Source organism: Roseibium sp. AS2 (assembly GCF_038900065.1).
Taxonomy (GTDB): Bacteria; Pseudomonadota; Alphaproteobacteria; order Rhizobiales; family Stappiaceae; genus Roseibium.
On the sequence record NZ_JBBMQN010000003.1, the window covers coordinates 474774 to 494096 of the forward strand.

The following is a 19323-nucleotide window of genomic DNA, read 5'->3' on the forward strand; positions in this document are numbered from 1 at the left end:
TCAGGTTCCGCCTTTCCGGACGGGATCGCCGAGAACATGCATGAGCCTGTTGGCCCAGCCGAACAGGGCGGCGGACAGGATCAGGTCGAGAATTTCCGCATCGTCCAGTCCCGCCTCCCGCAACGCCGACATCTGCTCCGGGCTCGCCTCGGACGGCGTCTGGGACAGGGCATGGGCGAAATCGAAAATCGCCCGGTTGCGCGGCGAAAGGTCGGCTTTCGTTCCCTTCGCAAAGAGCTCGTCCGTAACGGTCGTCTCCTTGGCGATCTGAGCATGCCGGCTGGCGTGAACCGCCGCGCAATAGATGCAGTGATTGACCATCGAGGCCGCCAATGCACCAAGCTCGCGTTCCTCGCGGGACAGTCCACCCTTGTCGTACATGATGCCGTTGAACAGCGGCGAACGCACCTTCAGGGTCTCCACGTCATGAGCCAGTGTCAGCACATAGGCGGAGATTTTCGTGTTTGAGGGTGTCACCTGAAGCGCATCCAGCTGTTCCGGTGTCGCATCCTCCAGCTTGATCGGTTCGACCCTCGGCCGCCAGTCGGGAACGGAGCGGGTGAATTTGCGGATGACATCGCTCATGCCCGGGCCCCCTTCATCAGCCGGATGCCGGCCAGGACACGAACCTGATAGGCCATGAAGGCGTTGATTTCGCAGAGCCGGACAATATCGGCGTCCGACACGCCTGATTCTTGCAGCGACTTGATGTCGGGCGCGTCGACGTCGCGTGTCTGCACCGCCACCTTGTCCATGAAATCACATATCGTTTCGAGGCCCTGCGCTTTGCCGGAACGAAGAGGATCCGCCAGATCGGCGAAGCTGGCATCTTCAATAAGCGAGCAATAGCGGTCGACCAGGGCGGTCTCGCCATTCAATGCCGCGATACGCGCGGCAAGCGCGGCGCGGATATCGTGGGACCATGCCCCCGTCTCCAGCGGTTTGAGCACCGCGTCCTCGGTCGTCTGGGACAAGGCGATGATGTTGGCGCGCCCGTCGATGGCCTCCGCGACCGGACTGCCTGCCGGTATGCCCGACACTTCCAGAATGCTGCTTTTCGTCAATGTCTCACTGCTCACGATAGGGCCTCTGCGGCTTCCGGTTCGAGTTGCGGCAAGGGCTCGGGTGTCCATTCCTCGCCGGTCAGTTCCGGAGTGTCATAGTCCTGAAATGCCTGCCAGTGCGCGCCGATATCCTCGCGATAGAGTTCGGCGGCGATGGTTTTGGCCAGCCAGGCGGCTCCTTCCGATATGCCCGGAATGTCACCGGACACCTTGCCGAGGCTCGCCGTCGCACCGTAGTTGAAGCAGTAGACGCCGGACAGCCAGGGCGCATTGCCCGGTTTCTTTTCCTGGAAGGTGAAGTCCGGGTTCAGATAGGGGAACATTCCCAGATCCCGGTTTTCTTCCCCGGGAGGGGGCTGATAGACATCGCGCCAAAGCGCGATTTCGCCGGCTGCGGGACCGAATTCGGCGCGTGCCATGGGATCGACGCAAAACCCGGTCCCGAGGATCAGATAATCCGCATGGTAGACGGAATTCTTGCCGAGACTCAGCTTCAGGCCACCGCCTTCTTCCTCCACCTTGCGCACCGGCAAGTCGAAATGGAAATGCGCGTTCTCGTGGCGGGAAACCCGCAAGGTTGACCCGTGCGGAGGAGGCGTCTGGGTGACGAAGGAGTAATTCATGAAGCGCCAGCGCCATTCGTCCGGCATGGCGCCATAGCCGGCCGTGAACCCGAAGCTGCCGATGCCCATCATTTTGTTGATGGTAGGCATCTCCTTGCGGCGAACCAGGTGACGCACCTCTGCGGCGCCATGCTCGAGAGCCTCGGCGGCATTGTCCACGGCCGATGCGCCGACACCGATCACCGCCACCTTTTTTCCCTTGAGTGCCGGAAAATCGATCTCGTCGGCGCTGTGGGCCCACAGCCCCCGGGAGATCCCGTCCATGAACACCGGGATGTTCGGAACGCCGGTGCCGTCCCGGCCCGTCGCCATGACGAGCTTGCGGGTCAGGATCGAGGCCGTCTCGGCACCGCCCAGGTGAAGGCGCAGCAGGTCCCCTTCCGGTTCCACGCGGTTCAGGGCAATCCCGTTTTCAACAGGAATACGGAGGGCTTTCCGGTACCATTTGAGGTAGTCCATCCACATGGGACGCGGCGCCTTGTCCAGAGTGTCCCAGGCCGCCGTACCGAATTGCGCCCTGTACCAGGCTTGGAAGGTGAGCATGCCGTGGCCGAAGGCCGGGCCTGTAAGTGTCTTGGGCGAACGCAGCGTTTCCATCCGGGCATAGTTCAGCCAGGGGCCCTCGAACCCTTCCGGATTGCGGTCCAGAATCCGTATGTTGGCCACACCACCGGTGCGCAGCGCCAGCCATGCCACCATTCCGCACATTCCGCCGCCGATGACGACCACATCTTGCACCCGCTCACCGTCCACCTGTTTCGGTGGCACCCAGGACTTGCCCGGCCAGCACAGGTATTCCAGGTTTTCCCGCAAGCGTTCTTCCAGCACCGTGAGGCCGGCACCGTCCAGGGGAAACGCGGAACTCGATTCAGACATCAATCAATCCTTCAATACGCCGAAAGGCGTGGTTTTCAGGCATCCCAACGCGGATGCAGTTCGTCGATATAAAAGGGATGGGCGTGGACGCCCCGGTGAGAACTCACGATATGCGGATGATCCTGCGGAAGATTCGGGTGGCTGTGTTCACGCAGATCCGGATCCTTTGCCGGCCACACCGCCAGACCGGCGATTGTCACCAGTGTGGCCAGGATCGCCAGCATGACCAGGGCAGTCGCGGGAGCAAACACCGCACCCAGCCAGCCCGCGAGGGGATAGGCCACAAGCCAGCCGGCATGAGACAGGGAAAACTGTGCCGCGAACACGGCCGGCCGGTCGGCATCTGAGGCCGAACGCGTCAGCACCAGCCCGCCGGGGGTCAGGGTCAATGTACAGGCAGCCCCGAATGACGCCCAGAGCACCACCAGTCCGGGAAGGGACGGTTGCAGCAGGATAAGCGGCGACAGTATGGCAAAGGTGAAGGTTCCCGCCGCCATGACCCGCCGCTCCGGAAAAGCGCGCAGCAGGGACGGCAGCGCGACGGCCGCCAGGGCGGCGCCAACGCCATAGCCTCCCATCAGCCAGGGGAAGACCTGCTCGGCATTTTCGAACCGGGTGCCGGCATAGACGATGGTGTTGACCAGTATCCAGGCCATGACCAGGGACAATCCGAAATTCATGACGAACAGGCCGCGCAGCCGCGGCGTCCCGGCATAGATCCAAAGACCGCGCACCGCCCGCGTCAGGAACGGGTCCTGGTTCTGGGCATGCACGTCATGGCCACCGCGGCGAGACAGCAGCAGACAGAGCGCGGATCCGGCGAAACCCATCGCCGCAAGGACGAACAGGTATTCCGTGTGCATGAACATCAGCGCCGCTCCAACCAGTATGGGCGTCAGAATACTCTCCAGCGTATAGGCAATCCGGGAGAGGGAAAGCGCCTCCGAATAGGTTTCCTTGTCCGGCAGAACAGAGGGAATCAGGGCCTGAAAAAGCGGCGTGAAGGCGGAGGAAACCGCGAAGAACAGAAAAGCCAGCACCGCGATCGTCCACCAGGACGACACGAAGGCCAGTGGCACCATGAACAAGAGCCGGGCGGCGTCCAGACCGATCAGGGCGCGCACTCGCGGCAGCCGCGCCAGCGCGGCCTGAGCCAGGGGCGAAAAGCCGACATAGGCAATCATCTTGAGGGCGAAGATCAGCCCGAGTATCGGTCCGGCATGACTCGCTCCGCCGATCTGCCACGCCGCCAGCGACAATCCCGCCGTCATCAGTCCCACGCCCGTAAGAGACAAGACCTGTGATGCGAAGAGGAAGCGGAAAGTGGTGTGACGGAGCGGGTTCAGCATGTCAGGGCCCGGCCTTTTCAAGCAGCGTCGCGGAAAACCGGCCGTTTGAGATGTCGGCCACATAGTATTTGGAGAACGCTGCCTGTTCCCGGGCCAGCCGATCCACCGATGCAATGACGAAATCGACTTTTTCATCGCACATCAACGGCGACAAGTTTAACCGGACCCATCCCGGCTTTTCAATCTCTTCACCCGCATCCAGGGACGCCCTGATTGCGACGGAGGCCTCCAGGTCGATGTCGAGGAGCGCATGGGCATAGGACCCGGCGCAGGCGCATCCGCCGCGCGCCTGGATCCCGTAAACATCTGAAAGCATCCGCGTGAACAACTGATGATGCACCAGCTCCCCGTTCGCATCGCGCACCTGGAAAGAAAAAATGGGCAAGGCCTTCGCATTCTGATGGCCAAGCAGGTCGAGATGCGGATTGTTGCGCCAGACGGACAACGCACGCACGCGCATTTCTTGCTGACGTTCGGCCAGCCACGCCGGGTCGATCGCATCCTTGACCATCAGGGCAAGGCCCGCCCGGATGTCTCCCAGAACATTTGGCGTACCGCCTTCCTCGCGGTGCACCAGGCTGGTGGAGTAGATGTGGTCCCAGGGAGACACGAAGGACACGGTACCGCCGCCCGGCAGAGTCGGTGTCAGGCGCCGCGCGATTGCATCGCGAATGATCATCACGCCGGACCCGCCCGGACCGCCCGGAAACTTGTGCGGCGAGAACACGATCGCGTCTTTGGCGGCATCCGAGCCCGCCTCCATGCGCATCGGCACATAGGGGGCCGCACAGCCATAGTCCCAGACCGCCAGAGCCCCGTGTGCCTTCAGCAAACGGGTGACAGCAAGGTCGTCGGTCAGTATTCCGGTAACGTTTGAGGCGGCCCCGAACGCACCGACAATGAGTTCGGAGCCGACATTCTCGCGCAAACGGATTTCAAGAGCCTCCAGATCCACACCGCCACCGGGACCCTCCGGAACTTCGACCACCTCTGCCCCGCTTTCGCGCCAGGGCAACAGGTTGGAGTGATGTTCATAGGGGCCGATCAGAACCACGGCGCGCTTGCCGGACGCAACGATCTTCGGAATGTCCAGGAGCATGACGATCCGGTTCAGCCCAGCGGTTGATCCAGCCCCCGTGAAGACGACGGAATAGCCCTCGCCTGCCCCGGTGATGCGCGCGATTTCCGCCCGAATCCCAGCCCTCAATTGCGTGACAAACGCGCCGCAAAAGGAAGCCTGCGTATGGCTGTTGGCATAGTAGGGAAGCACCCTGTCGCGAATGAAGTCCTCAACCTGGCCCAGAGCACGGCCAGAGGCGACATAATCCGCGTAGACGAGTTTCTTCGGACCACCGAGACCTGGGACGAGGGCATTGTCCCCAATCAGGCCTTCCCGAAGCGACTCGATGAGGTTCGGGTCACAAAGCGTGCGCCGAAACCCATCCAGGACATCCTCTCGGTGCAGGATGGCGGACCTTGTTTCCGGGGTGTGTAAAATTTCGTTCATGAATGCAATCTTGACATTCGGAATGAATGAATTCATCACATATTTTTAGCAATATCGCTTTCATATTGGGTCATTGAATCGAACAAACATGATTAAACTAGATCAAATCGATTGCCGGATTCTTGAGGAACTGCAACGGGACGCGGCCCAGTCGCAACGGGAACTGGCAAACCGGGTCGGCCTGTCCCAGAACGCTTGCTGGCGGCGCCTCAAGGCGCTGGAAACCGCCGGCGCGATCCGCAACCAGACAGTCCTGTTGAACCGGGAGAAACTGGGGGCCGGGCTTGTGGTCATCATGATGATCCGGACGCGGCATCACTCCTCGAGCTGGCTGGCAACGTTCCGAGAGCATGTCTCCTCGATCCCCAACGTCGTCGATTTCTACCGGATCGGCGGGGACTACGACTACCTTATCAAGGTCGTGACACGCGACATGACCAGCTATGACGCGATCTACCAGCACCTTATTTCACAGGTTGAACTGGAAAATGTCACCTCCTACTTCGCCATGGAAGCGATCGCGGAACAGCGTCCGTTTCCGGTTTGCCGAACGGACGCGCCGTAGGGTCCGAGGATCGGCAGCATGTCGCTTTCAAGCAGGGCTCCCGGCAGCTTCGCTCCAGCCTAAATAAGCGTGCCACCCAGGAACATTACGGCCAGACCAACCCCGACGGACAGGAGCCGTTTCCAGGGCTTCCTGAAGCCGATGATGCCGAAGGAGACGAGACCGAGACCAGCACCGATCTTGACTGCGGACCCGACCGCAGCGACCGGCGAGGACGCCAACCCGATGACAGACGGATTGGCGATCATGGCCAGCGGAATGACATAGAGGCCGACGCCAAGTGCCATTGCCGTTCCCGCGACCTTGAGCCAGTTCTCGCCGACCATGCCTGCGGCGATGAAGACGGCGCCGCACACCGGCGGCGTGATGGTGGAGATCAGGGCGAACCAGAACACGAACAGATGCGCCTGCAACGGCTCCAGCCCCTGCTGCATCAATGCGGGACCGGCAACGGAGACACAAATGACATACGCGGCGGTCGTCGGCACTTCCATGCCCAGAAACAGACAGGCCAGCGCGGTCAGGAACAGCGACGGCCACAGATACCCGCCCGACCCCGACAGGATCAGCGACGTGATCTTCACGCCCAGGCCCGTGATCGCGAGAACGCCGATGATGATCGAGGCACAGACAATGATCGCGGCGATGACGGAGACCTGACGCGCTGCGGTCAGGAATGCGCCTTCCATCCGGCGCAGGATCTCGGCGGGATCGAACGTGCCTTTCGCGTTGAAGAACAGCAGCACGAACCCGGCCAGAATGGCGAGGCAGGCCGCGTATTGCGGCGTGTAACGCACGACGAACATGCCATAGAGCAGGACCAGAAACGGCACCAGGAAAAAAGCGGACGTGATGGCGACCTGCTTCATCTGCGGCCGGTCCTCGCGGGCGATCGAGGCAAGGTCGTAGCGGCGCGCATAGGCATTGATCCCGACCCAGACGGCAAAGAAATACAGGACGGCGGGAAGCAGCGCGGCCGCCATGATCTGTGTGTAGGGAACCCGTGTCAGCTCGACCATGACAAACGCGCCCGCGCCCATCAGCGGTGGCATGATTTGCCCGCCTGATGAGGCCACGGCCTCAACCGCCCCGGCCAGCCTCTTTGGATAGCCGAGCCGGGTCATCGCCGGCAGGGTGATCGCCCCGGTGGACGCCACATTGGCGGACGCCGACCCGGAAATCGATCCGAACAGCGCCGAGGACAGCACGGAGACCTTGGCGGCACCGCCCTTCAACCGGCCGGCCGCGGCAGCGGCAACATTCATGAACCCCTGCCCGGCCTCACCCGCATTCAGGACCGCCCCGAAGATCACGAAGATCGCGACCACATTGACCGAAACCCCGGTCAGACTGCCCCAGATGCCGCCTTCCGCGATGGTCAGCGTTCCCAGAAAGCTTGCGACCGGCGTTCCGGAATGGCCGAACTCGCCCGGTATGTGCTGGCCCAGAAGGCCGTAGGCCAGTGAAAGCGCGGCAACGATCGGCAGCGGCCAGCCGATGGCCCGCCGGGCACCTTCCAGAACGGTCACCAGCAGGACGACCGCAACCACCCGCTGGAAGCTGCCTTCCAGAAATCCGTACTGATCGGACAGGGCCGACTGGTTGACGGCGACCCAGAGGCAGGCCGCGATGCCCGCGCAGCAAAACACCACGCCGCTTGCCCTTTGAAGACCGCCACCGCCTGCGAACAGGAAGATCCAGGGCAGCGCGAGCGCAAGATGCACCGGACGGCTGACCAGATTGGGAACGAGACCCGAAAAGATCAGTCCGAGGTGAAAGGCGACGAGCGCGATGGCCAAAAGGAGCATCGCCGCGCGCCATGGCGGCGTGGCGGCCTGTTCGCTGGAAATCATGGAGTGCTCGTGTGACGGTATTTGAATGAAAAGGGACCGGCGCCGGCCCCTCTGACGGGGGCCGGCGCCGACCGGTATCGACCGCTGCGGCGTTTACTTCTGCGCGTCGGTCAGGTCAAAACCCGCTTCGGTGTAATAGCGGACCGCTCCCGGATGCAGCTTGCCGGTGATGTTTGCCATCAGCGCCTCGTCGACACCGTTCCACCACGGCGCGTCGGCCCCCATAGCGGCCTTCTCGTCCCAGAAGGTCTTGGTCAGAGCATAGGCGGTGTCGTCGTCCATCGCCGTGGTCGTGAAGGCGGCGACCGGAAGCGACGTGGTCACGATGTCCTCTTCCTGACCCGCGTATGTGCCTGCCGGAATCACCAGTTTCGCGCGTTTCGTCTGTGCAATCTGGTCATCGTTCAGCGACAGCACCTGGACGTCGGAGGAAGCCGCCGCCTCGATGACATTCGGCGCCGGCCACGAACCGGCGGTCACGAAACCGTCGATCTGACCGTTTTTCAAGGCTGCGACGGCGTTCGAAAGTTCCACTTCGGCAAGATCGACCTTGCCGTCAAGGCCGAACAACTTGAGGTATTTCGCGCCTTCATTGGCACCGAACGACCCCTTGCCGAGCAACAGGGTCTTGCCTTCAAGATCGGCGAAGTCGGTCACGCCGCTCTTGGCCGACATCACGAAATGCATGGTCAGCGACGGGATCGGAAACAGAGCACGGATTTCGTCGAATTTCGGATCGCCCTTGCCTTCGAACATCGCCTTGCCACCCTGGGCCAGGGCGACGAGCACCGGCGGCGTGGTGAAGACATAGTCGCCGCCCCGCACGCGGGCTTCCATCACGTTCTGGACGGAGCCCTGGCTTTCCTCGACGGTCACGATGATCCCGCCGTCGCTGCCGGCCTTCACCGCCTCTGCGATCTGAACACCCATCTGGTAGTAGGATGAGGTGGATTTCGCGGATTTGTAGGTAATGCGCGTTTCGGCCTGTGCCTGTGTGACACCGAGGGCGAGCGCCAGGGTCAAGCCCAGCCTTGTCAGTTTGTTCGACATTTTTATACTCCCAGAAAAGGCCGGAAGACTATGTCGTCCGCCGCGACCTGACAACGCGTATTCGTCTCCCGAACAGGATTTCCGGGACGCGCAACGCAAAACCGCCGGCTGTGGCCAGCCGGCGGTCGGGCAATTCGTCAGGCGAGCGATCGAACGCTTATTTTTCCACGGGGTCCGTGGCTTCGTCCGCTTCAGACGCGTCGCCGGCTTCAACATCGCCGTCAGCTTCGAGCACTTCACCCGATTCCACGGCTTCGACAGCCTCGATCACGTCGTCGGCGTCGACACCTTCACCGGATGCCGTCTCCGCCTCAGCCGGGTCTTCAACGGGAGCATCAACGGGGGCGTCAAACGTGACTTCGGCGTCGGCAGCTTCCTCCGCCTCGACACTCACGTTTTTCGGCAGGCCGATGTTTGCGAAGACCGCTTCCGCGTCGATTTCCTCTTCTTCCTCGCGCTTGATCGGCTTGCTCGTATCAAACGAGAAGGCCGCGGCAATTGCATCGTCGCTGGTGCTGTCCTCAACCGGCATCAACGTCTCGACAGGACCGCCGACGACCGCCTGCGGCGCGTTCTTGGCACCCTTTTCGACTTCGATATCCAGTTCAAGCTGGCTGCACAGGCCAAGGGTAACCGGATCGGACGGCGTGAGGTTCGCCGAGTTCCAGTGCGTCCGGTCGCGAATCGCCCCGATGGTCGGCTTCGTGGTGCCGACGAGACGCATGATCTGCGCGTCCTTGAGTTCGGGATGATTGCGGACCAGCCACAAGATGGCGTTCGGGCGGTCCTGGCGGCGGGACACCGGCGTGTACCTGGGGCCCTTGCGCTTGGTTTCGGGCACGACCACCTTGGATCCCTGCAGCTTCAGCTGATAGTTGGGATCTTTCTGAGCATTCTCGACTTCTTCGCGCGTGAGCTGACCGGTCAGGATCGGGTCCAGGCCCTTGATCCCCTGAGCGGCTTCGCCGTCGGCAATCGCCTTGACCTCAAGCGGGTGCAGCCTGCAGAAGGATGCGATCTGCGTGAAGCTCAGCGCGGTGTTGTCCACGAGCCAGACGGCGGTTGCCTTCGGCATCAGCGGCGTGTTCGCCATCGGATAAATTCCTCTCGTCTGCTCCCTCGCCCGGCGGGGCAAAAAAGCGGTGTCCTAACTAGGTTTCCTGGGAAGTGGCGGGAATATAGGAGAATTCGGGTTGAAACGCAATCGGGAACACCGCACCTGCGCACCGCCACGATCGCCCCCGCATTCAGTCCTCAACGGTCAGGACGATTTTGCCAATGTGGCCAGAGCTTTCCATGCGTCTGTGCGCCTCCGCCGCTTGCCCCAGCGGAAACACCGAATCCATCACGGGCCCGATCCGGCCGGGCCCGATCAGCGGCCAGACCCTCTCCAGCAGGGTGTCGGCAATCGCCGATTTGAAGGAATCACTGCGCGGCCGCAATGTCGATCCGGTATGGGTCAGCCGCTTCACCATGAGACGGGAAAAGTTCACGCTCTCCGACACGCCGTTCAGCGTCGCGATCTGGCAGATGCGTCCTTCCACGGCCGCCGCTTTCCAGTTGCGCTCCACGTACTCACCGCCCACCATGTCCAGGATCACGTTGACGCCCTCGCCGCCGGAGATCTCCAGAATGGCCTTCTCGAAGGCCTGCTCTTTGTAGTTGATCACATGGTCCGCGCCAAGCTTGCGCGCGGCGTCCGCCTTTTCCCCGGAGCCGACCGTGGTGAAGACCTCGGCCTCGAAAGCCTTGGCGAGCTGGATGGCCGTTGTGCCAATTCCGGACGTGCCGCCATGAACGAGGAAGCGTTCGCCTGTCGCAAGTCCGCACCTGTCGAAGACATTGGACCAGACGGTGAAGAAGGTTTCCGGCAGCGCGGCGGCCTCCACCATGGTCAGGCCCTCCGGTACAGGCAGGGCATGTCCTTCCGGGACCTTGCAATAGGCCGCATATCCGCCACCGGGAGCCAGGGCGGTGACCCTGGCGCCGATTTCATGCCGTCCGGCGCCCTCCCCGCGCGCCACCACCTCTCCGGACACCTCCAGGCCTGGCAGATCCGAGGCGCCGGCGGGCGGCGGGTAGGCGCCCTTGCGCTGCAGCACATCCGGCCGGTTCACGCCCGCCGCCGCGACACGGATCAGGATCTCGCCCGGTCCCGGTTCGGGAACGGGCCGTTCCTCCATGCGCAGAACATCCGGGCCACCGGGTTCCTGGATGGCGACAACCGTCATGCTGTCCGGCAGTTTCTGCATGGGAACCTTCCTTCGTGGTTCATTTTGGGACTGGCTAGGTCAACTGTGCCTGGCTTAAGGTAAACCGGCCCCGGCGTGTGTGCCGGGCGGCGGCGCGACCAGGCATCCCCGTCAGGGACCTGACTGACACATGCCAGGGAATGAGACAATGGGCTTATTTGATGACGATGTCCCCAGAAAACCCGGCACGGGCGCGATCTCCGTCGGAGAAGATCTCTCGCAATTATCAGAGGCCGACCTGAGAGATCGCATCGAGGCTCTGACCGGAGAAATTAAACGTACGCAAGGGGAGCTGGAGCAACGCGGCACTATTCGCCATGCGGCGAACGCCATTTTTGACAAGTAGGCTCCCAAATTATTCCAATATCTGCGGAAATTTCAGTATCCACACGGCAACTATGGTAAATATCATAGCTCTGAATTTAATCATTTACTTCTTGTTAATCTTTCCAAAGTATAAATTTTCATATCCAGTCATCTGGATGTGAGTGGCTCCTGTCCACTCTGTTTGACGCCTCCCTGTTAAAGACTCAGAGCCGCCCTTCGCGGCTCTTTTTTTTGCTCCCGCCTCATAGTATCCTGTCCGGGTTCTGGTTAACCGCCATATTCCATCCGACTGGCACGCGCCTTGCTGGATAACAGGCATGAAGACCGGCATCGTTCCAAAAAGGAACACTTGAAACGGGGTGTCATATCCCGGGACAGCTCAGGAAGAGATGCGGGTCAACCGGAAAGTGTAACTGAGGCGTAGCAATCCAATGACGGAAGACACAAAAAAAGCCGGCGAACCCATTGGCGCAGTGCATATCGCGCACCATCTTGCCAGCTCCGACAACTTCCAGACCCTGTTTCAGGAAGGTATGTCGCTGGTTGAGGAAACCGCGATGTACCTGGATGGCGGCGGCCGGGACGAGGCCAAGCAACTTCCGCGGCCCGCCTCGCTCTCCTATGCAACCGAGTCCATGCGCCTGACGACGCGCCTGATGCAGCTTGCCTCATGGCTGCTGCTGCAGCGCGCGGTGAACGAAGGCGAGATGTCGCGTGAACAGGCAGGCAGCGACAAGAACAAGGTGCGCCTCGACAAGCTCTCAAGCGCAACAGGCGGTCCGTCCTGGGACGAGCTTCCGGAAAACCTGCGCGAGCTGATCGAACGGTCCACCCGGCTTCAGGAGCGCATTGTTCATCTCGACACGATGCTGTACCGCAAGTCCGAGGAACCGGTGGAAGAGGCCAACAACGACAATCCGGTGGCCTCCCAGATCAGCAAGCTGCACGCAGCTTTCGGCAAGCTCGCCTGAGCTGACCGGGTCATCGAATTGCGAAGCCGCCCCCGGGCGGCTCTGACTGCAGACAAACTCACCGGGTTATTCCGGCCGGTCTGCAGCGAAAGCTGCATGGCCAGAGCCGGGATCCAGCGGTTACTTCGCGCCGCAGGCGCGTCTTTATCCAAAATTTCAGAGCCTTGTTTGGTTTTGTGCTCGCTTGCGCTCGCGCTGACACGCTGGGTCCCGGATCAGCGCGCAGCGTCGCTGCACTTGTCCGGAAGGACCAACTGAGAGTTTGTCAGCAAGCTGAGCCGCCCCCCGGGCGGCTTTTTGCTTGCCGGGTCCCGCGCCTTTTTCCTGCAAAGCAGCGCCATTCGAGACGAAAGGCGGGCTGTCATCGGACGGATACATCACACCCGTGCCTGATCTCTGCGGTGCGGGAGGTCAATCGTCCCGTCCATGACGCCAGCAGGGACGACCGGCCATGGCCGCTGGGAGAGAACTGAAGCCCGTCGCCGTCAAACAAAAAACCCGGCCGCGAGGCCGGGTCTTTCGTGTTGAACTGTCGCGTTTCGAAGGTTCAGGAACCCAGGAAGCCTGCGAACTTGTTCTTGAAGCGGGACACGCGGCCGCCGCGGTCCATCAACTGACGGTCACCGCCGGTCCATGCCGGATGGGACGTCGGATCGATGTCGAGCGTCAGGGTGTCGCCTTCCGATCCATAGGTGGAGCGGGTGGTGTATTCGGTCCCATCGGTCATGACGACCTTGATGGTGTGGTAGTCGGGATGGATATCCGCTTTCATGGCCGGTCCTCTCAGGCGCTTCACAGCGGCTTTCCGAAAATCCGGAAAAACCGTCAGGTCAACGCGAAACGAAATGAAGGCCGCCGGTCCGCGCACGGACGCCGCCTTCAGAAACATGAGGCGGGGATATACCCCAAGGAAGCGGGCAAGACAAGGGGCTAAATCCTCCAATTTGGACCTGTCCTCGGCAGACGAACCAGGGTCGGGCCAAGGGCCGCCGCCTCGGTGGAACATGACAGGCCCGCAGGCGGGCGGAAGCGGTCTCTGCAGCGCCCGCTCCGGCGACCGGACTGGCCCTGGCTGTTCGCGCTCAGGCGTAGAGCGTCCGGTCAGCGGACAATTGAACGCAGGCCTGCCTCGGCCATTGAGTGCGGACATGAACGTGCTAAAGACGGAGAAAGAACGACGAGGAGAGCCCTGTGGCCGACGCCCCACTATCAGATCAGCCGTCCACCCCGAACCCGGCACGCGGATCGCTGCGGCCGCTGACCCGGCTGCTGCCCTACCTGCTCCGGCACAAGCTCATGGTGGCAGCCGCCATCGCCGCACTGTTTTCCGCTGCGATCATAACCCTGTTGCTGCCGGCGGCCGTCCGCAGAATGATCGACTACGGCTTCGGCGCCGACGATCCCGCACTGGTGAATTCCTATTTCGCCGTGCTGATCGTGGTCGTCTGCGCCCTCGCGCTGGCCAGCTCGATCCGCTATTTCCTGGTCATGTGGCTCGGCGAACGGGTGGTCTCCGAAGTCCGGACCGACGTTTTCGCCCACATGACCCAGCTCAGCCCGGCCTTCTACGACAGCGCCCGGTCCGGAGAGATCCTGTCCCGGCTGACCGCGGACACGACCCAGATCAAGGCCGCCTTCGGCGCCAGCGCCTCGCTGGCGATGCGCAACCTGATCATGTTCGCCGGCGCGGCGGTCATGATGGTCGTCACGAGCCCGCGCCTGTCCGTGATCGTTCTGGCCGCGATCCCGGTCATTCTTGTTCCCATTCTGGGTTTCGGCCGGCAGGTACGCAAACGGTCCCGCTTCGCGCAGGACACCCTTGCCGACGCATCCGCCTATGCCAGCGAGATGTTGGGTTCGGTCAGAACCCTTCAGGCCTTCACCCATGAGGCCAGAAGTGCGGGCCACTACGCCAGCGCCGTCGAGCAAGCCTTCCAGGCCGCGCGCAAGGCGATCGTCGCCCGCGCCGCCCTGACCGGCTTTGCGCTCATGGTCATCGGCGGCAGCATCGTCGCGGTTCTGTGGATCGGCGCGAGCGACGTGTTCGCCGGCCGCATCACCGGCGGCGAACTCAGCCAGTTCCTGCTCTATTCCATTCTGGCCGCCGGGTCCCTTGCCGCCCTGTCCGAGGTCTGGGGCGAGCTGTCCCAGGCGGCGGGCGCCGCGGAACGCCTGTCCGAACTCCTCGAGATCCAGCCGGAAATCGGCGCGCCGGCTTCTCCGGCCCCCTTGCCGGAAAAGCCGCGCGGTGAAATCGTCTTCGACCGCGTTTCCTTCGCCTATCGCAACGCCCGGCACATGCCGGTGGTGCAGGAGCTGGACCTGACCGTAGCTCCGGGAGAGACCGTCGCGGTTGTCGGTCCCTCCGGCGCCGGCAAGTCGACCCTGTTCAGCCTGCTGCTGCGCTACTACGATCCCGACACCGGCGAGATCCGCCTGAACGGCGTCGGCCTGACCCGGCTCGATCCCCGGGACCTGCGCCGGCATATCGCCATCGTTCCCCAGGACACCGCGATCTTCGGCGCCAGCATTGCCGAGAACATCGCCTACGGGCGGCCCGACGCAAGCCGCGACGAGATTGTTGCCGCCGCCCGCGCCGCGCTCGCCGCCCCGTTCATCGAAGCGATGGCGAACGGCTACGACACGATGGTCGGCGAACGCGGCATCACCCTGTCCGGCGGCCAGCGTCAGCGGATCGCGATCGCCCGCGCCGTTTTGAAGGATGCACCCGTCCTGCTGCTTGACGAGGCCACCAGCGCCCTGGACGCGGAAAGCGAGCGGCTTGTCCAATCCGCTCTCGATCAGCTGATGGAAGGCCGCACCACGCTGGTGATCGCCCACCGGCTGGCAACCGTCCTCAAGGCGGACAGGATCGTCGTCATGGAAGATGGCCGGATCGCCGAAACCGGCACCCACGCCGAACTCAGCGCCGCCGGCGGGCTTTATGCCAAGCTCGCCCGGCTTCAGTTCGGCGCCGAACAGGCGGCCGAGACGGTCTGAACCGGCATCCCCGGCGTGAAGCCGGGGCAACGGCCCGCGGAACGCGGCAACCGCGAACTCAGTCCTCGTCGGGAACCGCGACCGTGTAGTTGAGCGGCATGCGGCCGCCATCGGCAAAAATCGTCTGCCCGGTGACGTAGCTGGCGTCGCTTGACGCCAGGAACGCGGCCACGCCGGCAATTTCGGCCGGCTCGCCGATCCGCAGCATCGGAGTGCGCGACATGATCCGGTTCTTCGCGGCCGGGTCGCTGTTCACCGAGGCCAGCATGTCCGTCATGATCGAACCCGGACCGATGGCATTCACGCGGATGCCGTATTGCGCCAGCGACAGCGCGCTTGTCTTGGTCAATTGCGACATCCCGCCCTTGGAGACGCAGTACGGAATTTGATTCGGGATGGCGAGCACCGAATTGATCGAGGACATGTTGATGATGCAGCCCGGCTCGCCGCCGCCCTCCACCTTCTCGACCATGTGCCGCGCGACCGCCTGCGAGCACAGGAAGGCGCCCTTGAGATTGACGGACAGGACTCGATCGAAATCCTCTTCCTCGAGGTCCAGAAAGTCGGCGCCCGCGACGATACCGGCATTGTTGACCAGAACGTCGATGTCGCCATGGGCGTTCAGGGTCGCGGCAACCAGATTGCGCACGTCAAGGCGCTCGGCGACATTGCAATGCACATACATGGCCTCGCCCAGGCCTTTCAGATCCGCGGCAGCGGCCTCACCGGCGTCATCGTCCACATCGGCAATGACGACTTTCGCGCCGTCCTCGACGAAACGCCTGGCAACGGCAAACCCGATTCCACGGGCTGCGCCGGTAATGATGGCGACCTTATTCTCCAAAGACACGGAACCCTCACGGCTGCTGGATTATGAACGTGCCGCGCCATTGGCACGGGCCGCGCTGCGGCGGCCCGACATTAATTTGCAAAACCCGCCATGTCGATGGCCGATATCGGCCACCGGCAGGGTCACGTCATTTATCAGACGAAAATTCCGTGTGTTTTCAAGGCATCGCTGATTTCATCGAGGATCGCAGGGTCGTCGATCGTGGCAGGCATCTTGTAGGTCTCGCCGTCGGCTATCTGACGCATCGTGCCCCGCAGGATCTTGCCCGACCGGGTTTTCGGCAAGCGGTCGACCGTGATCGCGATCTTGAAGGCGGCCACCGGGCCGATCTTCTCGCGCACCAGTCTCACCAGTTCCTTCTCGATATCCTCATGGGATCGTTCCGCGCCCGACTTCAACACGACGAATCCACAGGGAAGCTGCCCCTTGAGCTTGTCGGCGATGCCGATCACGGCACATTCCGCCACGTCCGGATGGGTGGCCAGCACTTCCTCCATGCCCCCGGTCGACAGACGGTGACCGGCGACATTGATGATGTCGTCGGTCCGGGCCATGATCGAGAGATAGCCGTCGTCGTCGATGATCCCCGCGTCCGCGGTCTTGTAGTAGCCCGGGAAGTCGGCGAGATAGGATTCGAAGAACCGCTCGTCCGCATTCCAAAGTGTCGGCAGCGCCCCCGGCGGCAGCGGCAGCTTGATCACGATGTTGCCGAGCGTGTTCGGCCCCAGCGGATGGCCGGCATCGTCCAGCACCTGCACATCGTAGCCGGGCATCGGCACTGTCGGCGAGCCGGGCTTCACCGGCAACTGGCCGAGACCGAGCGGATTGCCGACAATGCACCAGCCGGTCTCCGTCTGCCACCAGTGGTCGATGACCGGCACCTGCAGTTGCTCGATCGCCCAGTTGACCGTTTCGGGATCCGCGCGCTCGCCCGCCAGGAACAGCGAACGGAGCTGGGAGAGATCGTATTGGCCGATCAACGCGCCCGTCGGATCCTCCTTGCGAATCGCCCGGAAGGCGGTCGGCGCCGTGAACAGCGACACCACGTTGTGATCGGCGATCACACGCCAGAACACACCGGCGTCCGGCGTGCCGACGGGCTTGCCCTCGAACAGGATCGTGGTGCAGCCATGCAGCAGCGGCGCGTAGCAGATATAGGAATGGCCGACCACCCAGCCGACATCGGAAGCAGCCCAGAACACCTCGCCCGGCTGGACGTCGTAAAGGTTCTTCATCGACCATTTCAGCGCGACCATATGGCCGCCATTGTCGCGCACGACGCCTTTGGGCTGACCGGTCGTTCCGGAGGTGTAGAGAATATAGAGCGGGTCCGTCGCCCTGACCGGGACCGGTGCGATCCTCCGGCCCGCGGCGATCGCGTCCGCCTGCAGGGCGCCGAGATCGTGGTCCCGGCCGGCCACCAGATCCGCAAGCTGCTCTTCGCGCTGAAACACAAGACAGCTTTCCGGCTTGTGCGACGCCAGCTCGATCGCCCGGTCGATCAGCGGCTTGTAGGCAATCACCCGGCCCGGTTCGATGCCGCAGGAAGCGGCGATGATCGCCTTCGGTGTCGCGTCGTCGATGCGGGTGGCCAGCTCGTTCGCGGCGAACCCGCCGAACACCACGGAATGGATGATGCCAAGCCGGGCGCAGGCCAGCATGGCCATCACCGCCTGCGGGATCATCGGCATGTAGATGATCGCGCGGTCGCCCCTGCGCAGCCCGAGGTCATCGAGGACACAGGCCAGGGCTTCGACTTCTTCCAGAAGCTCAAAATAGGTGTAGGTTGCGGTCTTGCCGGTGATCGGGCTGTCGTAGATCAGGGCGGGCTGTCCGGGCCGTCCCCGCTCCACGTGCCGGTCGAGGCAATTGTAGCAGGTGTTGCATTCCCAGTCCGGGAACCAGCTGCCGTATCGGCCCTGATCCGGATCGAACACCTTGTCGGTTGTCGAAATCCAGTCGATTTCGTCGGCGGCCGACTCCCAGAATCCCGATGGATCCTGCTTCCAGCTCTCATAGGTCTCGCGATACCGGCTTGCCATGACCAATCCTCCCAATCACCGCGCGGACGTCCACCGGGCGTCTCCCGTACGCCGTCCAGACTTTTGCTGCATAGAGTGCTGTAAGCGAACCTGAAAAAGCAAGCCTCCCGCCTTAGGCAATTAGGAGGTCGGGACTTTACGTAAACCTTGCAACGTGATTGTCTGCCGGTCTTCCCAGTGTCCCCTCACACCCATTCCGGCCATGACCCCCATTACCGATCCCTGGTTTTACGCAGCCGCCATTCCGGCGGTCTTTTTCGTCGGCCTGTCGAAGGGCGGGTTCGGCGGCACCTTCGCCATGCTGGGCGTTCCCATCATGGCCCTGGTCATCTCACCGCTGCAGGCAGCCGGCATCATGCTGCCGATCCTGATCGTGATGGACGTGGTCGCCCTTCTCGCCTACCGCGGACAAGCCGACTGGAAATGCCTTTCCCTGTTGCTGCCCGCCGCCGTCCTGGGCATCAGCATCGGCTGGGCAACCGCCGCCTATGTCCGCGATACCGTTGTGCTCTTCCTGATCGGCTTGATGTCGCTCGCCTTTGTCGCGGATTACGTCTTCAAGCAGCGCAAGGCCGTGCACGCCAGCAGCCACAACGTGCCGAAGGGCCTGTTCTGGGGAACCGTCGCCGGTTTCACCAGTTTCATCAGCCACACCGGCGGCCCGCCCTACCAGATGTACACACTGCCGCTGCGGATGGCGCCTGTGCTCTTTGCCGGGACGGCGGTGATCTTTTTTGCCACGGTGAACGCGATCAAGCTCGTGCCCTATTTCTACCTGGGCCAGTTCGACACGACCAATCTGTCCACATCCGTGACCCTGTTTCCGGTCGCTCTCGTTGCGACCCTCATCGGCGTCAGGCTGGTGCGAATCGTCAATGTGAAGACCTTCTACGCCATCATCTATGTCTTCATGGGCCTGATCGGCGCCAAACTGACCTATGACGGCGCGGTCGGGCTGCTGTAACACGGCCAGAGAGTGTTGATCAGGTCCCAT

16 protein-coding genes and 1 pseudogene are annotated in these 19323 nt (G+C 62.6%); 5 read left to right on the forward strand and 12 right to left on the reverse strand.

All coding sequences use genetic code 11. The annotated features are described in order from the left end of the window. Genes WNZ15_RS11120 through WNZ15_RS11140 form a run of 5 tightly spaced genes read right to left on the reverse strand, consistent with a single transcriptional unit; the run spans nt 1 to nt 5419 of the window. Nucleotides 1-585, reverse strand: coding sequence for a peroxidase-related enzyme (locus WNZ15_RS11120; RefSeq protein WP_342893038.1), 585 nt, complete (start codon nt 583-585; stop codon nt 1-3). Then, nucleotides 582-1079 (reverse strand): hypothetical protein, encoded by a 498-nt coding sequence (locus WNZ15_RS11125; RefSeq protein ID WP_342893039.1) that lies wholly within the window; start codon nt 1077-1079, stop codon nt 582-584. Before WNZ15_RS11125 ends, WNZ15_RS11120 begins: the two co-directional genes overlap by 4 nt. Next, a complete protein-coding gene (locus WNZ15_RS11130) occupies nt 1076-2563 on the reverse strand; it encodes an NAD(P)/FAD-dependent oxidoreductase (RefSeq protein WP_342893040.1) in 1488 nt (495 codons plus the stop codon). Before WNZ15_RS11130 ends, WNZ15_RS11125 begins: the two co-directional genes overlap by 4 nt. Nucleotides 2564-2598: 35 nt before the next feature. Then, nucleotides 2599-3975 carry an MFS transporter gene (locus WNZ15_RS11135; RefSeq protein ID WP_342893041.1) on the reverse strand — a complete coding sequence of 459 codons (1377 nt, stop codon included), beginning with the start codon at nt 3973-3975 and terminating at the stop codon, nt 2599-2601. Beyond that, complete coding sequence (locus WNZ15_RS11140) at nt 3914-5419, reverse strand: aminotransferase class V-fold PLP-dependent enzyme (protein ID WP_342893042.1); 1506 nt, start codon at nt 5417-5419, stop codon at nt 3914-3916. Before WNZ15_RS11140 ends, WNZ15_RS11135 begins: the two co-directional genes overlap by 62 nt. 88 nt (nt 5420-5507) lie before the next feature. On the opposite strand from WNZ15_RS11140, the gene WNZ15_RS11145 reads away from it, so the two are divergent. Then, complete coding sequence (locus tag WNZ15_RS11145) at nt 5508-5984, forward strand: Lrp/AsnC family transcriptional regulator (protein WP_342893043.1); 477 nt, start codon at nt 5508-5510, stop codon at nt 5982-5984. Nucleotides 5985-6043: 59 nt separating this feature from the next. Here the strand turns inward: WNZ15_RS11145 and WNZ15_RS11150 are convergent, their stop codons facing one another. The 4 genes and pseudogenes from WNZ15_RS11150 to WNZ15_RS11165 all read right to left on the reverse strand — a co-directional run bounded on the left by WNZ15_RS11150 (nt 6044) and on the right by WNZ15_RS11165 (nt 11139). Further along, nucleotides 6044-7837 (reverse strand): TRAP transporter fused permease subunit, encoded by a 1794-nt coding sequence (locus tag WNZ15_RS11150; RefSeq protein WP_342893044.1) that lies wholly within the window; start codon nt 7835-7837, stop codon nt 6044-6046. 93 nt (nt 7838-7930) lie between these two features. Further along, nucleotides 7931-8887, reverse strand: a complete 957-nt coding sequence (locus tag WNZ15_RS11155) for a TAXI family TRAP transporter solute-binding subunit (protein ID WP_342893045.1) — start codon at nt 8885-8887, stop codon at nt 7931-7933. Between the two features lie 409 nt (nt 8888-9296). Continuing rightward, a pseudogene (locus WNZ15_RS11160) lies at nt 9297-9980 on the reverse strand (cell cycle transcriptional regulator TrcR); the annotation flags it as partial. A 154-nt stretch (nt 9981-10134) separates the two neighbouring features. Continuing rightward, the gene (locus WNZ15_RS11165) at nt 10135-11139 is read right to left on the reverse strand and encodes an NAD(P)H-quinone oxidoreductase (protein WP_342893046.1); all 1005 of its coding nucleotides are present in this window, start codon (nt 11137-11139) and stop codon (nt 10135-10137) included. Nucleotides 11140-11287: 148 nt separating this feature from the next. Between WNZ15_RS11165 and WNZ15_RS11170 the strand changes: the two genes are divergently transcribed. Further along, nucleotides 11288-11485, forward strand: a complete 198-nt coding sequence (locus WNZ15_RS11170) for a DUF1192 domain-containing protein (protein WP_342893047.1) — start codon at nt 11288-11290, stop codon at nt 11483-11485. Nucleotides 11486-11897: 412 nt separating this feature from the next. Continuing rightward, nucleotides 11898-12437 (forward strand): DUF1465 family protein, encoded by a 540-nt coding sequence (locus WNZ15_RS11175; protein WP_342893048.1) that lies wholly within the window; start codon nt 11898-11900, stop codon nt 12435-12437. Between the two features lie 547 nt (nt 12438-12984). Here the strand turns inward: WNZ15_RS11175 and rpmE are convergent. Next, nucleotides 12985-13209, reverse strand: coding sequence for a 50S ribosomal protein L31 (gene rpmE, locus WNZ15_RS11180; protein WP_094074805.1), 225 nt, complete (start codon nt 13207-13209; stop codon nt 12985-12987). Nucleotides 13210-13628: 419 nt separating this feature from the next. On the opposite strand from rpmE, the gene WNZ15_RS11185 reads away from it, so the two are divergent. Then, entirely contained in the window at nt 13629-15437 is a 1809-nt protein-coding gene (locus WNZ15_RS11185; protein WP_342893049.1) for an ABC transporter transmembrane domain-containing protein, read from the forward strand. A gap of 58 nt (nt 15438-15495) precedes the next feature. Here the strand turns inward: WNZ15_RS11185 and WNZ15_RS11190 are convergent, their stop codons facing one another. Next, nucleotides 15496-16287, reverse strand: coding sequence for a 3-oxoacyl-ACP reductase family protein (locus WNZ15_RS11190; protein ID WP_342893050.1), 792 nt, complete (start codon nt 16285-16287; stop codon nt 15496-15498). Between the two features lie 134 nt (nt 16288-16421). Beyond that, nucleotides 16422-18329, reverse strand: coding sequence for a propionyl-CoA synthetase (locus tag WNZ15_RS11195; protein ID WP_342893051.1), 1908 nt, complete (start codon nt 18327-18329; stop codon nt 16422-16424). A 202-nt stretch (nt 18330-18531) separates the two neighbouring features. Here WNZ15_RS11195 and WNZ15_RS11200 point away from each other — a divergent pair, with 202 nt between their 5' ends. After that, on the forward strand, nt 18532-19293 hold the full coding sequence (locus WNZ15_RS11200; protein ID WP_342893052.1) for a sulfite exporter TauE/SafE family protein: 762 nt from the start codon (nt 18532-18534) through the stop codon (nt 19291-19293). Nucleotides 19294-19323 lie beyond the last annotated feature (30 nt).

Excerpts from the sequence above, each read along its gene's own strand:
- WNZ15_RS11120 (WP_342893038.1), bottom strand. The coding sequence starts at position 585 with ATGAGCGATGTCATCCGCAAATTCACCCGCTCCGTTCCCGACTGGCGG.
- WNZ15_RS11130 (WP_342893040.1), bottom strand. The coding sequence starts at position 2,563 with ATGTCTGAATCGAGTTCCGCGTTTCCCCTGGACGGTGCCGGCCTCACG.
- WNZ15_RS11135 (WP_342893041.1), bottom strand. The coding sequence starts at position 3,975 with ATGTGGCCGACATCTCAAACGGCCGGTTTTCCGCGACGCTGCTTGAAA.
- WNZ15_RS11140 (WP_342893042.1), bottom strand. The coding sequence starts at position 5,419 with ATGAACGAAATTTTACACACCCCGGAAACAAGGTCCGCCATCCTGCAC.
- WNZ15_RS11145 (WP_342893043.1), top strand. The coding sequence starts at position 5,508 with ATGATTAAACTAGATCAAATCGATTGCCGGATTCTTGAGGAACTGCAA.
- WNZ15_RS11150 (WP_342893044.1), bottom strand. The coding sequence starts at position 7,837 with ATGATTTCCAGCGAACAGGCCGCCACGCCGCCATGGCGCGCGGCGATG.
- WNZ15_RS11155 (WP_342893045.1), bottom strand. The coding sequence starts at position 8,887 with ATGTCGAACAAACTGACAAGGCTGGGCTTGACCCTGGCGCTCGCCCTC.
- WNZ15_RS11165 (WP_342893046.1), bottom strand. The coding sequence starts at position 11,139 with ATGCAGAAACTGCCGGACAGCATGACGGTTGTCGCCATCCAGGAACCC.
- WNZ15_RS11170 (WP_342893047.1), top strand. The coding sequence starts at position 11,288 with ATGGGCTTATTTGATGACGATGTCCCCAGAAAACCCGGCACGGGCGCG.
- WNZ15_RS11175 (WP_342893048.1), top strand. The coding sequence starts at position 11,898 with ATGACGGAAGACACAAAAAAAGCCGGCGAACCCATTGGCGCAGTGCAT.
- rpmE (WP_094074805.1), bottom strand. The coding sequence starts at position 13,209 with ATGAAAGCGGATATCCATCCCGACTACCACACCATCAAGGTCGTCATG.
- WNZ15_RS11195 (WP_342893051.1), bottom strand. The coding sequence starts at position 18,329 with ATGGCAAGCCGGTATCGCGAGACCTATGAGAGCTGGAAGCAGGATCCA.
- WNZ15_RS11200 (WP_342893052.1), top strand. The coding sequence starts at position 18,532 with ATGACCCCCATTACCGATCCCTGGTTTTACGCAGCCGCCATTCCGGCG.